General features: G+C 72.4%; 12 protein-coding genes and 1 pseudogene. 6 read left to right on the top strand and 7 right to left on the bottom strand.

The window, feature by feature from the left end:
• Window positions 1-5 precede the first annotated feature (5 nt).
• A pseudogene (locus tag QFZ58_RS15580) lies at window positions 6-266 on the bottom strand (MFS transporter); the annotation flags it as partial.
• Window positions 267-738: 472 nt separating this feature from the next.
• Here QFZ58_RS15580 and QFZ58_RS15575 point away from each other — a divergent pair.
• From QFZ58_RS15575 to QFZ58_RS15555, 5 genes are all read left to right on the top strand, one after another.
• Window positions 739-1,749, top strand: a complete 1,011-nt coding sequence (locus QFZ58_RS15575) for a polyprenyl synthetase family protein (RefSeq protein WP_307125517.1) — start codon at window positions 739-741, stop codon at window positions 1,747-1,749.
• 210 nt (window positions 1,750-1,959) lie between these two features.
• Entirely contained in the window at window positions 1,960-3,189 is a 1,230-nt protein-coding gene (locus QFZ58_RS15570) for a sigma-E factor regulatory protein RseB domain-containing protein (RefSeq protein ID WP_307125516.1), read from the top strand.
• 104 nt (window positions 3,190-3,293) lie between these two features.
• A complete protein-coding gene (locus QFZ58_RS15565) occupies window positions 3,294-4,286 on the top strand; it encodes an ABC transporter ATP-binding protein (protein ID WP_307125515.1) in 993 nt (330 codons plus the stop codon).
• A complete protein-coding gene (locus tag QFZ58_RS15560) occupies window positions 4,273-5,169 on the top strand; it encodes an ABC transporter permease (RefSeq protein ID WP_307125514.1) in 897 nt (298 codons plus the stop codon). The genes QFZ58_RS15565 and QFZ58_RS15560 overlap by 14 nt, the downstream gene beginning before the upstream one ends.
• Window positions 5,170-5,366: 197 nt before the next feature.
• The gene (locus QFZ58_RS15555; RefSeq protein ID WP_307125513.1) at window positions 5,367-5,966 is read left to right on the top strand and encodes a TetR/AcrR family transcriptional regulator; all 600 of its coding nucleotides are present in this window, start codon (window positions 5,367-5,369) and stop codon (window positions 5,964-5,966) included.
• Between the two features lie 141 nt (window positions 5,967-6,107).
• Here the strand turns inward: QFZ58_RS15555 and QFZ58_RS15550 are convergent, their stop codons facing one another.
• The 6 genes from QFZ58_RS15550 to QFZ58_RS15525 all read right to left on the bottom strand — a co-directional run bounded on the left by QFZ58_RS15550 (window position 6,108) and on the right by QFZ58_RS15525 (window position 11,835).
• The gene (locus QFZ58_RS15550; RefSeq protein ID WP_307125512.1) at window positions 6,108-6,920 is read right to left on the bottom strand and encodes an HAD family hydrolase; all 813 of its coding nucleotides are present in this window, start codon (window positions 6,918-6,920) and stop codon (window positions 6,108-6,110) included.
• 157 nt (window positions 6,921-7,077) lie between these two features.
• Window positions 7,078-7,527, bottom strand: coding sequence for a VOC family protein (locus QFZ58_RS15545; RefSeq protein WP_307125511.1), 450 nt, complete (start codon window positions 7,525-7,527; stop codon window positions 7,078-7,080).
• An 88-nt stretch (window positions 7,528-7,615) separates the two neighbouring features.
• Window positions 7,616-8,065, bottom strand: coding sequence for a hypothetical protein (locus QFZ58_RS15540; RefSeq protein WP_307125510.1), 450 nt, complete (start codon window positions 8,063-8,065; stop codon window positions 7,616-7,618).
• Window positions 8,066-8,078: 13 nt separating this feature from the next.
• Complete coding sequence (locus QFZ58_RS15535; RefSeq protein WP_307125509.1) at window positions 8,079-9,701, bottom strand: FAD-dependent monooxygenase; 1,623 nt, start codon at window positions 9,699-9,701, stop codon at window positions 8,079-8,081.
• Between the two features lie 90 nt (window positions 9,702-9,791).
• Entirely contained in the window at window positions 9,792-10,817 is a 1,026-nt protein-coding gene (gene rarD / locus QFZ58_RS15530; RefSeq protein WP_307125508.1) for an EamA family transporter RarD, read from the bottom strand.
• Window positions 10,818-10,974: 157 nt separating this feature from the next.
• Window positions 10,975-11,835 carry an SDR family oxidoreductase gene (locus QFZ58_RS15525; protein WP_307125507.1) on the bottom strand — a complete coding sequence of 287 codons (861 nt, stop codon included), beginning with the start codon at window positions 11,833-11,835 and terminating at the stop codon, window positions 10,975-10,977.
• A gap of 117 nt (window positions 11,836-11,952) precedes the next feature.
• On the opposite strand from QFZ58_RS15525, the gene QFZ58_RS15520 reads away from it, so the two are divergent.
• The gene (locus QFZ58_RS15520; protein WP_307125506.1) at window positions 11,953-12,348 is read left to right on the top strand and encodes a helix-turn-helix domain-containing protein; all 396 of its coding nucleotides are present in this window, start codon (window positions 11,953-11,955) and stop codon (window positions 12,346-12,348) included.
• Window positions 12,349-12,385 lie beyond the last annotated feature (37 nt).

Here is a 12,385-nt window from a genome sequence, read left to right as displayed (position 1 = left end):
ATACCTCAGCGGACGGGGTGCATGGTGCGCTCGAGCCAGGGAGCGGCGGCGATGACGGCCACACCGGCCGCCACCGCGATAGCGCCATTGACACCGAAGTGGGCGGGGTCGGACACCTCGCCGTACAGCTTCACGATCTGCGCCTGGATGCCGTGGGCGAGGGCCAGGGGCAGGGGCCACAGCGCCGTCGTCCGGCTGACGAACGCCCGTGGGGCGAGCTCGGTGGTGGCGGGCATGCCGGAGGTCTCCAGCAGGATGTCGCCGAGCCGCGGCGTGCTTTCGCCCGGCCAGGTGACGCCGGCCCGCCACGTACTGACGGAGACCAGGTGGACCAGGGTGCCGTAGGCCGCCGACACCGAGGCGCCGGTGCCCGGGTCCATGCCCCATGCCGCCGTCGGACACCTTGTCGGCGAGGAAGCCGGCGAAGAAGAGGACCAGGATCGCCTGCGTCCCGGGGCACGAGAAGCGCTTCCGGACCTCCGGCCCGGACAGGGTCGTCAGCCCCCGGGCCCGGCCGGAGAAGGCCCGGTCGTCCTCGGGTGGTGGCTGCGCCGGTTCGGTACCGATCACGGTGTGGGACAAAGCGGCAACTCCTGATCGTATGAGCTGATCCCGAACATACCGGCGGTGGCGGGAAGGCGCCCACGGTGATCCAAAGGGGACCGGATACGCTGGCTTGGGTGAAGACAGCGACACATCGACATTCCGTGTGATCGTCAGCAGACAGGAGATCCCCTCGTGACCGTCGTCGGGCCGTTCGGACTGCGCGTGCGGGACCAGGCTCTTGAGGCCGATGTCCAAGCCGGTTTGGCCGCTGTCGAGGCGGGGCTGCTGGACGCCACCAAAAGCGACGTCCCGTTCATCACGGAGGCCGCGCAGCACCTCGTCAGCGCGGGAGGCAAGCGGTTCCGTCCGCTGCTCGTGATGCTGGCCTCCCAGTTCGGGGACCCCGACGCGCCGGGGATCGTGCCCGCGGCCGTGGTGGTCGAACTGACGCACCTGGCCACGCTGTACCACGACGACGTGATGGACGAGGCGGACGTGCGCCGCGGGGTGGACAGCGCGAACACCCGCTGGGGCAACTCCGTCGCCGTGCTGACGGGCGACTTCCTCTTCGCCCGCGCCTCGCACATCCTGGCCGACCTCGGCCCCGAGGCCGTCCGCGTCCAGGCCGAGGCGTTCGAACGCCTGGTCACCGGGCAGATCCTGGAGACGGCCGGCCCGCGCGACGGCCGGGACCCGGTCGACCACTACATGGACGTGCTGGGCGGCAAGACCGGCTCCCTGGTCGCCGTCTCCGGCCGCTTCGGCGCCATGATGGCGGGGGCCGACGAATCGGTCGTCGACATCCTCACCCAGTACGGCGAACGGCTCGGCATCGCCTTCCAGCTCGCCGACGACGTACTGGACATCGCCTCCGACTCGCACGAGTCCGGCAAGACACCCGGCACCGACCTGCGTGAGGGGATCCCCACGCTCCCGGTCCTCCACCTGCGCGCGCAGGCGGCGGCCGAGGGCAAGCCGGACGACCTCGAGCTCGTGGAGCTGCTGGACGGCGACCTCGCCGACGACGACCGGCTCGCCACGGCCCTGAGCCGTCTCCGCGCGCACCCGGCACTGGAGCAGGCCCGGCGGGACACCGTCCGTTACGCACAGGAGGCGAGGGCCACCCTGGCGCCCCTCCCCGAGTGCTACGCGAAGGCCGCGCTCGAAGAGCTGTGCGATGCCGTGGTGCACCGCGCGGGCTGACCCCGCGTCGGCGGCTCCCCCTAGGGGCTACGACCCCCCCGTTGTCATCCCGGAGAGGTAGCGACAGTTGCTCCCGGGGGTTGACGCTTGTCGCCGCCCGATTTGGTCAGATGGAGAACAACCACTCCTGACCACATCGGGTGAGAATGGCGGCGAGGGGTGGACGAGTGCAACGGGATGGCAGCCGCCGACCACGGAGGTAGAGCACACATGGCATCGAACGACAGCGCGGAGACGACCGGCGAGGCCACGGGCACTGTCGTGGGCCGCCGGAAGGCGGCACGTTACATGGTCCCCGTCGCGGTGGCGGGGGTGGCGGCGGTGACGATCGGACTCGTCCCGGCGCTGGCGGACTCCGGCGACCCGGACCTGCCGAAGATCACGGCGCAGGAACTCGTCGAGAAGATCGCCGCTTCGGACGAGGAGCAGCTGTCCGGCACGGTCAAGATCAGCACGGACCTCGGTATCCCCTCCCTCGGCGGGCTCGCGGGCTCCTTCGCGCCGGGAGGCCAGGGGAGCGACAGCACGTCGAGCGCCGCCCCCGACGCGAAGCTGATGGAGCTGGCGTCCGGCACGCACACGCTGCGGGTGGCGGCCGACGGCCCCGACCGGCAGCGCCTGTCGATCCTCGGCGAGGGCTCCGAGTACAGCGTCGTCCACAACGGGGACGACGTCTGGGCGTACGACAGCGAGAGCAACGAGGTCTACCACGCGCGGTCCGAGGAGACCGGCGGGAAGGCCGGGAAGCACACGGCGCCCAAGGGGGTGCCGACCACTCCCAAGGAGCTGGCCGAGGAAGCCCTCGCGGCGGCCGACGACACCACGTCGGTCACGGTCGACGGCACGGCGCAGGTGGCGGGACGTGACGCGTACCAGCTGCTGATCAAGCCGAAGCAGTCCGGTTCGACGATCGGATCCGTCCGGGTCGCGGTCGACGCCTCGACCGGCGTACCCCTGAAGTTCACCCTGTCCCCGAGCAGCGGTGGCAAGGCCGCGATCGACGCCGGTTTCACGAAGGTCGACTTCGCGAAGCCCGACGCGTCCTCCTTCTCCTTCACCCCGCCCAAGGGGGCCGAGGTCACCGAGGCCGACGAGCTGAAGGCCGAGGCCGGCAAGAAGGGTGCGACGGACAAGGCGCAGCAGGACCTCGGCGCCCTGGAGGACTTCAAGGGCGTCAACGTCATCGGCGAAGGCTGGAACGCGGTCGCCGAGATCGAGCTCCCGGGCGGCGCGGGCCTCCCGGCCGACGGTTCCGGGGACATGCCCGCCCAGGCGCAGCAGTTCCTGGACGCGCTCGGCGACAAGGTCACCGGCGACTTCGGCTCCGGCACGGTCTTCAGGACGCGCCTGGTCAACGCGCTGATGACGGACGACGGCAAGGTGTACGTCGGCGCGGTCACCAAGGACGCGCTGGTGAAGGCGGCCGACACCGCCGAGTAGGACGTTCCGTCCGCGCCGCGCCGCCCCGCCGTACGCTCCGTACGGCGGGGCGGCGCGGCCATGGCGGTCGTGTCCGCACACGGCGGGAAGGGACGGGAGTGCGTATGACCGGCACAGCGCCCGGGGCGGTGGCGAGGGAGCCGGCCGGGCGGCCGCGAGAGGGCGCGGTGATCGAGACCCGTGGCCTCACCAAGCGCTACCGGGGCGGGCAGTTGGCCGTCGACGGGCTCGACCTCAGTGTTCCGGGCGGCAGCGTCTTCGGCTTCCTGGGCCCCAACGGCTCGGGCAAGACCACGACGATCCGCATGCTCATGGGCCTCATCGACCCGACCTCCGGTACCGCGCGCGTCCTCGGCAGTCCCATGCCGGCCGCCACCCGTACGGTCCTCCCGCACGTCGGCGCACTGATCGAGGGGCCCGCGCCGTACGGGTTCCTGAGCGGCCGCGACAACCTCGTGCGCTACGACTGCGCCGACCCGTCGGCCGATCCGCGGACCCGGCGCGCACGCGTCGACGGCGCCCTGGACCGGGTCGGCCTCGCCGCCGCGGCAGGCAAGAAGGCCAAGGCCTACTCGCTCGGCATGAAGCAGCGCCTCGGGCTCGCCGCCGCGCTGCTCCGGCCGCGCAGGCTGCTCGTCCTGGACGAACCGACCAACGGCCTCGACCCCCAGGGCATGCGCGAGATCCGGGCCCTCGTCCGGGACCTGGCGGCCGAGGGCACCACGGTCTTCCTCTCCTCCCACCTGCTCGACGAGATCGAACAGGTCTGCACCCACGCCGCGGTGATGGCGCGCGGCAGGCTCCTCACCCAGGGCCCGGTCGCCGACCTCGCGGCGGGCGCCCGCGGCAGACTGGCCGTCACCACCCCCGACCCGGGCGACACAGTCCGCATCCTGACGGAGCAGGGCGCGACCGGCCTCGTGAGCGACGGGGACCGGGTGAGCGCGGACGCCCCGCCCGGTGACGTGGAACTGGCCGACCTCAACGCCGCTCTGGTGCGCGGCGGCGTCCGTGTACGGTCCTTCGGCGTCGAACGGGCCTCGCTGGAGGACGCGTTCGTCGCACTCACCGGGGAGGGCTTCGATGTCGCGGGCTGACGTCACCGCGGCCGCCGAGGGCGGCGTACCCGCGGCACCTCGCCGTGCCCTGTGGACCTTCGGGCTCCTCCGCTCCGAACTGACCACCACCCTGCGCCGGTGGCGCACCCTGGCCCTGCTCGGTGTCCTGGCCGCCGTGCCCCTGCTCGTCGGGATCGCCGTGCGGATCGAGACGGGGGACGGCTCGTCGGCGGGCCCGGGCGGTCCCGGCGGCCCGGCCTTCCTCGCCCAGGTCACCGGCAACGGCCTCTTCCTGGTCTTCGCGGCCCTTTCGGCGACGCTTCCCGTCTTCCTCCCGATGGCGGTCGGCGTGGTCGCCGGCGACTCCGTCGCGGGCGAGGCGAGCGGCGGGACCCTGCGCTACCTGCTGGTCGCTCCGGCGGGCCGGACCAGGCTGCTCCTCGTGAAGTACGCGTCGGTGCTGGCGTTCTGCCTCGTCGCGACCCTGGTCGTGGCGGTGTCGGCGCTCGCGGTGGGGGCTCTGCTCTTCCCCGTGGGGGAGGTCACGACGATCTCGGGTACCCGGATCGGATTCGGGGAAGGGCTCCTGCGGGCCGGGCTGATCGCGGTGACGGTGGCGGCCTCACTCACAGGGTTCGCGGCGCTCGGACTGTTCGTCTCGACACTCACCAACAGCGGGATCGCGGCGATGGCCGCCACCGTGGGGGTGCTGATCACCGTGCAGATCCTCGACGCGATGCCGCAGCTGGACGTGATCCACCCCTACCTTTTCCCGCACTACTGGCTGTCCTTCACGGACCTGCTGCGCGATCCGGTCCGCTGGGACGAGATCGTCAGGAACCTGGGGTTGCAGGCGCTGTACGCGGCGGTGTTCGGCTCGGCGGCCTGGGCGCGCTTCACGGGCAAGGACATCACCGTCTGAGAGAGCCCGGGTGGCCGGTTCGCGCCGTTGGCCGGTCGAGCCGTCCCCCGATCGGCTCGTCGCGGCACGAACGGCACGAACGGTGTGAGGCACGGAACGTTCACGACACGGTACGTTCCGTTTCTGCCTCGTCATTGTTCGACTTCTGGCGACGAGCTGTCAATAAGCGGTGGCCGGAATCCCCCTATGCTCACCGAATGATCACATCGCCGAGTTCCGTGCGCCGCAGCGAGCGATCACGACGGGCGACGCTGGACGCCGCGCTGGAACTGTGTACGGAGAAGGGGTACGGCCGGGTCACCGTGGAGGCCATCGCCGCCCGCGCCGGCGTGAGCAAGAAGACGATCTACCGCTGGTGGCCGTCGAAGGGCGCGGTCCTGCTCGAGGCCTTCACCGAGGCACTCGTCGGAGCCACGCCCTTCACCGACTCCGGCGACATCGCGGCCGACCTGCGCAACCACATCAACAGCGCGGTGAAGCTCATCTCGACGCCGCCGTACGGACCGGCCTACGCGGGCATCCTGTCCGAGATGCACCATGACGACGAGCTGGCCGGGGCCGTCCGCGCGCAGCTGGTCGACCCCCGCTTCGAGGCGGCGGTGGGACGGCTCCGCAGCGCGCAGGAGCAGGGGCAGATCCCGGCCGATGCCGACCTCCCGCTCGCGGTGGAGATGCTCTACGGTCCCGTCTACTACCGCCACGTGCTGCGCAAGCCCGCCCAGGACGAGGAGACGGTCGCCGCGCTGGTGGCCCATGTCCTGCGGTCGCTGGGGGCGGCCCCGGGGGACACGGGCTGAGGGGCAGGGCTTCCGCCCCGCCCCGTCCGCGTGCCCGTGCGCCCTGCCGTCCGCCGGCGCCCCGCACGGTCGGCGCCGTGACCGGCGGCCCGGGGCAGGCCCGTGCGGCCGTCAGCCCTGCGGCCGTCAGTCCTACGGCCGTCAGTCCTGGCCGAACAGTCGCTCAAGGACCACCGCCACGCCGTCGTCGTCGTTCGACAGTGTTATCTCGTCCGCCACCGCCCTGAGCTCGGCGTGGGCGCCCGCCATCGCCACCCGGTGACCCGAACGGCGGAACATCGGCAGGTCGTTCGGCATGTCGCCGAAGGCCACCGCGCCTGCGGGGTCGAGGTCCAGGGCCTCGGCGGCCAGCACGAACCCGGTCCCCTTGTCCACGCCGTACGGCGCCAGTTCCACCGTGCCGGGGCCCGCCATGGTGACGGTCGCCAGTTCGCCCACGACCGCGCGGGCGGCGGTGGCCAGTTCGTCGTCCGTCAGCCGCGGGTGGCGTACCAGGACTTTGATGACCGGGGCCTCCCACAGCTCGCGGCGGTGCCGGGTCCGCTGCGCGGGGAGCGTGGGGTGCGGCATGCGGTAACCCGGTTCGATCAGGGTCCTGCCCTCGGGCCCGTCCTGGTCCACGGCGGCGAACACCGGCCCGACCTCGGCCTCGATCTTGCCGAGCGCGGTGTCGGCCAGTTCCCGGTCGAGCGTGACCGAGCTCAGCATCCGCGCGGAGCCGGCGTCGTACACCTGGGTGCCCTGCCCGCAGACCACGAGGCCCTCGTAGGCGAGGTCCGCCAGCAGGGCGCGTATGCCGGGCACCGGCCGGCCCGTGACGATCAGATGCCGTGCACCGGCCGACGTGGCACGGGCCAGGGCGGCGCGCGAGCGGGCGCTCACGGTGTCGTCGGAGCGCAGAAGGGTGCCGTCCAGGTCCGTGGCGACGAGGGCGTAGGCGGGTTGCGTGAACATGGGGTCAGACTAGAGAGATCGGCCCCCGGGCGGACGCCGCCCGCCTCGGCCCGCCCGCTCCGGCCTCGGGCGGTCGGCTCCCGCCTCGGACCCTCCCACTCCGGGGTGCCTCCCGCTCGGGGCCTCCCGTCCTGGTCACGGGTGGGCGGTCAGCCGGTCACTGGACGCAGAACTCGTTGCCCTCCGGGTCCAGGAGCACCTGCCAGGAACCGCCCGGTTCCTCGACGCTGCGCAGCACGCCGGCCCCCAGGGACACCAGCCGCTCCACCTCCGCGTCGCGCTGCCCGGGGGCCGCGTGCACGTCCAGGTGGAGGCGGTTCTTCACCGTCTTGGGCTCCGGTACGCGCTGGAAGAGCAGGCGCCGCCCGAGACCGGTGCCGGTCCTCTCCTCGTACGGATCGTCGGGATGCCGCACCGCCGCGAGATCGCGGAACGCGTGGCGCCCGTGGGACTCGACCGTGGCCGACTCGGGCAGGGCCCCGGCCTCGAGCAGCTGCCCGATCAGAACACTGTTGTCCTCGACCAGGTAGCCGAGGGCCTCCGCCCAGAAGTCGGCCTGGCCGTGCGGGTCGCTTGCGTCGATGACGACTTTCCAGTGCAGGGTCATGTGACCGTTCATAGTGGGTGCGCGACCTGACCGGCAACAAAATCGCCGGGAGCGGGACGAATTCCGCCGCGAGGGGGCCGGACGGCGCTCAGGCCGGTGGGCAGACCCCGCACGCGTGCCCGTCGGCGGAGGCGAGGAACGTCCCGGCGGCTTCGCGCACCGCCGGATCGCCGTCCCCGGCCAGCCGCTCGGCGGTCGGCCGGCCCGTCAGTACCGCGACGTGCGCGGCCCGCGCCCACTCCGGCTGGTGCGCGTGCCCGCGGGCGAGGATCGTCCGCAGCAGGTCGAGCACCCCCGCGCGGTCCCTCACCGTCTCCGTGCCGGCCAGCTCCCACAGGAACGGGACGGTGGCGACGGTCGAATCGAAGAGCGCCATGGCGCCTATCCACCGCCTCAGGTCGCCCAGCGCGTCCTCGGCGGACTCGCCGTCACCCCAGGCGATCCGCGACAACAGGCCGGGGACCTGGGACGCGGAACCCTGGGCATGGCGCAGCTCATGCCACTGGACGTGCCTCATGTCCCCCAGAACTATCCCCATCCCGGGCACTCAATCAGCCTTTGCGCGCGCCGTCCACCATGTCTGCCGTACCCGTCCGGTCCCGTCGGGGTGCCCGGTCGAGCGCGTCGAGGTACTGCCGCACCGCCAGGGTGTCGCCGGCCTCCGCGATCAGCCCGACGTGGTTGTCGGGGCGGATCACGACGACGGTGTCCTCCTCGACGCCGTACGCCGACCGTGCGTGCCCCTCGTCGTCGTGCAGCCCGTCGGGGCCGCCCGTGGGGGCGGAGACCGCCCGGTCATCCCCGGGGCCGTACACCCGGTAGGCCCGTACCGCGTCGCCGTGGGTGGTGGCCGCCTCCTCCAGCGCCCGGGCCGAGCGTGCGCCGAAGCCGAGCACGGTGAAGTGCGGCCCGGCGAAGGTGTGGAAGAGGCGGGTCGGGGTGCCGGTGGCCGCGGCGCGGCACGGCGCGTCGGGTGCCCGGTCGCCGGACCGCAGGTCGCGGTCTTCCCGTCCTGGGCGGGAGAGTGAGCTCCACCGGTAGCCGCGGTCGAGTCCGGCCGTCTCGGAGGTGATCGCGCTGTCCAGTCCGCCGCCCGGCTTCCTGATCGCTTCGAGCGTGGCCCGCAGCCGGGCCGAGGTGAGGTCCAGCGTCCAGGCGGCGACCGGGAGCCGCTCCTCCTCGTACGTGTCCAGCAGTTCGGGCTCCGCGCGGCCCCGCACCACCTGGGCGAGCTTCCAGCCCAGGTTGTGGGCGTCCTGGATACCGGTGTTCATGCCGAGGCCGCCCGCGACGGCGTGTACGTGGGCGGCGTCACCCGCGAGGAACACCCGGCCCACCCGGTAGCGGTCCACCATGCGCACGTTGACGCGGTACGTCGAGAGCAGCGTGGCCTCGGTGAGGTGCTCGCCGGGGAGCCGGGTGTGCCGGGCGAAGAGTCGCCGGAAGCCTTCGAGGCAGGGAGCCACGGCCCGACCGGCGGCGTCCCGCTCGGGGCCGGACTGGAACCACCAGCCCGCCCGGGTGCCGGGGACGGGGCACAGCATGACCGCGCCGTCCTCGTCGAACCACTGGTGCCAGACGCCCCGGTCCAGGACGCCCGGCGTGATCTCGACGTCGCCGCAGACCATCACCTGCTCCTCGTCCGTCTTCCCGTCGAACGGGACGCCGAGCAGTTTCCGTACGGAGCTGTGACCCCCGTCGCAGCCCACCGCGTACCGCGCCACGGCGCGGGAGCCGTCTGCGAGCTCGGCGGTCACGGCGGTGGCACCCTGAGCGATGCCCACGACCTCGGCGCCCAGTTCGACGTGCACGCCGTACGAGGCGAGGCGGTCGCGCAGGATCTCCTCCAGGCGCCACTGGGCGATCAGCCGGCCCCGGTCGTACGGCGCGTCCGGTGTCGGTGAGCATTCCGCGTACGGGTCGGCTTCGGCCACCGCCGAGCCGTCGCGGTACTTGCGCATCGGCAGGGGCGCCGACCCCGCCGCCAGCACCGCGTCGACGACCCCGAGGTCCTCCAGGACCTCCAGGGAACGGGCATTGGGGCCCTTCGACCGCGAACTGCGCGGGTATCGCGGTGACCTCTCCAGAATCCGGACGGCGACTCCTCGCCGTGCGAGGTCGCACGCCAGGGTCAGTCCGGTGGGGCCCGCGCCCACGATCAGTACATCGGTCATGCCTGCTCCTCGATTCACGTCGTCCGGGGACCAGGAAAACGCAACCAAGTAAAAAATGCAACTGAGTAATGCCCAGGTGGGGGAGGCGGGCTATCGAGGGGTGGCCGGACCCGTCGCCTGTCCCGAGGGGGTGGTGGAGTCCGTGCCGGTGCCCGCCGGGTAGGCGGAATCCGTACCGGTCGGCGCCGAGGCCTCCGCCGCCCGTACGGCCAGGCGCAGCGCCTCCGCCCTCGTGCGCCGCGCCGTCCGCAGCGCGTCCCAGGTCAGCAGCATCAGTGCCACCCAGACCAGTGCGAATCCGGCCCACCGCTCGGGTGGCATCGCCTCGTGGAAGTACAGGATGCCGAGGGCGAACTGGAAGACCGGCGCCAGATACTGCAGCAGCCCGAGCACGGACAGCGGTACCCGGATCGCCGCCGCGCCGAAGCAGACGAGCGGGATCGCGGTGACGAGCCCCGTCGCGGCGAGCAGGGCGCCGTGCCCCGCGCCGCCGGCCAGGAACGTGGCGTCACCGCGTGCGCCGAGCCACAGCAGGAAACCGAGTGCGGGCACGAACAGGACGGCGGTCTCGGCGGCCAGGGACTCCAGGCCGCCCATGTCGACCTTCTTCTTCGCCAGGCCGTACGTCGCGAAGGAGAAGGCCAGCGTCAGTGAGATCCACGGCGGCTGCCCGTACCCGATCGCCAGGACGAGCACCGCGGCGCATCCGGTCGCCACCGCCGTCCACTGTGCGGGCCGCAGCCGTTCGCCGAGCAGCAGGACACCCATCGCGATCGTGACGAGGGGATTGATGAAGTAGCCCAGCGACGCCTCGACGACATGGCCGTTGTTGACGGACCAGATGTACAGGCCCCAGTTGACCGATATGACGGCGGCGGCGGTCGTGATCAGTGCCAGCTTCCGGGGCTGCCGGAGCAGCTCGCCGATCCAGGCCCAGCGGCGCACGGCCAGCAGGGCGATCCCGACGGCGCCCAGTGACCAGACCATCCGGTGGGCGAGGATCTCCATCGCCCCGGAGGGCTCCAGCAGCGGCCAGAAGAGGGGGACGAGGCCCCACATCCCGTACGCGCCGATTCCGTACAGCAGCCCTGCCCGCTGTTCGTTCTTCCCCTTCACGGGCCCTCCTGGCACTCCCTGGCGCCGGCGATCGGCCGACCGCACGACGGTAGCGCCGCGAGGGCCCCGTGTCATACCCGTCTCACGGCGACGGTCGTGACATGCCGGTCGTGGGACGTCTCGAAGGGCGGTTCGCGGGGAGCGTTCCGGAGTGTTCTCAGATGGTGGCCACCGCGGCGGCCACCGTCTCGGCCATGGGCGTCGTCGGGCGGCCGATCAGGCGGGCGAGGTCGCCGCTCGTCCCCGCGAGCAGCCCGCGCCGGACCGCCTCGTCGACGTCGACGAGGATGGCCGCGAAGCCCTCGGGCAGCCCGGCCCGGACGAGGATCTCCTGGTGGGTGGCGGCGGGAACGTCGGAGTAGGTGATCTCCTTGCCGGCCGCCGCCGCCACGGCGTCGGCGTACTCCGCCAGGGACCAGGCGACATCACCGCTCAGCTCGTACGTCGCGGCGAGATGGCCCTCGCCGGTGAGCACCGCGGCGGCCGCGGCGGCGTAGTCGGCCCGGGTGGCGGAGGCGATCCGGCCGTCACCGGCGTTGGCCACGACGGTGCCGTGCTCCAGGACGGGCGCCAGGTTCGCCGTGTAGTTCTCGGTGTACCAGCCGTTGCGCAGGAAGGTGTAGGGCAGCCCCGAGTCGAGGATCAGCCGCTCGGTCGCCTTGTGGTCGGCGGCCAGCTGGAAGTCGGCGTCCGGCCCGCCCAGGACGCCGGTGTACGCGAGCTGGGCCACCCCCGCGGCCTCGGCGGCCCCGATCACGGCCGTGTGCTGCGGCACCCGCCTGCCGACCTCGTTGCCCGAGACCAGCAGGACGCGGTCGCCGGCCCGGAACGCCTGGGCCAGCGTCTCCGGCCGGTCGTAGTCCGCGACGCGTATCCCCACGCCGCGGGCGGCGAGGGCGGCGGCCTTCTCCTGGTTGCGGACGACCGCGATGATCTCCTCGGCGGGGACCGTGGCGAGCAGTTGCTCGACGACGAGACGGCCGAGCTCGCCGGTGGCTCCGGTGACAACGATGCTCATGGGTTCTTCTCTCCTGGGTGCACCTGATCGGTGCGCTGATCCGTGCGGACTCTGTTCACTCACCGTAGGACCAGCACTAACCAAAAGAAAGTACCCACTTTGAAGTAAGGTACTGGCATGAGCGTAAGTGCGACGAGCGGTGCCACGGCGGGCAGGATCCCGGGCGTCACCCAGCCGATGTGCCCGTCCCGGCTGGTGCTGGAGCACGTGACCAGCCGCTGGGGTGTGCTGGTGCTGGCCGCGCTGCTGGAGCGTCCGTACCGTTTCAGCGAGCTGCGGCGCACCGTGGGCGGTGTCAGCGAGAAGATGCTGGCCCAGACCCTGCAGACGCTGGAACGTGACGGCTTCGTGCACCGTGACGCCAAGCCCGTGATCCCGCCGCGCGTGGACTACTCGCTGACGCCGCTCGGCGAGGAGGCCGCGGAACAGGTCCGGGGGCTGGCCCGCTGGGTGGAGCGCCGGCTGGACGCGGTGGAGACGGCGCGCGAGGCGTACGACGAGGCCCGGAGCTGACCGGTGGGGCCGGCTCCGGGCCTGCCGGAAGGACGAG

Source organism: Streptomyces sp. B1I3, from assembly GCF_030816615.1.
Classification (GTDB): Bacteria; Actinomycetota; Actinomycetes; order Streptomycetales; family Streptomycetaceae; genus Streptomyces.
This window is presented reverse-complemented; position numbering and strand designations above follow the sequence as displayed.

Coding starts and splice junctions, on each gene's coding strand:
- QFZ58_RS15570 (WP_307125516.1), top strand. CDS start 1,960: ATGGCATCGAACGACAGCGCGGAGACGACCGGCGAGGCCACGGGCACT.
- QFZ58_RS15565 (WP_307125515.1), top strand. CDS start 3,294: ATGACCGGCACAGCGCCCGGGGCGGTGGCGAGGGAGCCGGCCGGGCGG.
- QFZ58_RS15560 (WP_307125514.1), top strand. CDS start 4,273: ATGTCGCGGGCTGACGTCACCGCGGCCGCCGAGGGCGGCGTACCCGCG.
- QFZ58_RS15555 (WP_307125513.1), top strand. CDS start 5,367: ATGATCACATCGCCGAGTTCCGTGCGCCGCAGCGAGCGATCACGACGG.
- QFZ58_RS15550 (WP_307125512.1), bottom strand. CDS start 6,920: ATGTTCACGCAACCCGCCTACGCCCTCGTCGCCACGGACCTGGACGGC.
- QFZ58_RS15545 (WP_307125511.1), bottom strand. CDS start 7,527: ATGACCCTGCACTGGAAAGTCGTCATCGACGCAAGCGACCCGCACGGC.
- QFZ58_RS15540 (WP_307125510.1), bottom strand. CDS start 8,065: ATGGGGATAGTTCTGGGGGACATGAGGCACGTCCAGTGGCATGAGCTG.
- QFZ58_RS15535 (WP_307125509.1), bottom strand. CDS start 9,701: ATGACCGATGTACTGATCGTGGGCGCGGGCCCCACCGGACTGACCCTG.
- QFZ58_RS15525 (WP_307125507.1), bottom strand. CDS start 11,835: ATGAGCATCGTTGTCACCGGAGCCACCGGCGAGCTCGGCCGTCTCGTC.
- QFZ58_RS15520 (WP_307125506.1), top strand. CDS start 11,953: ATGAGCGTAAGTGCGACGAGCGGTGCCACGGCGGGCAGGATCCCGGGC.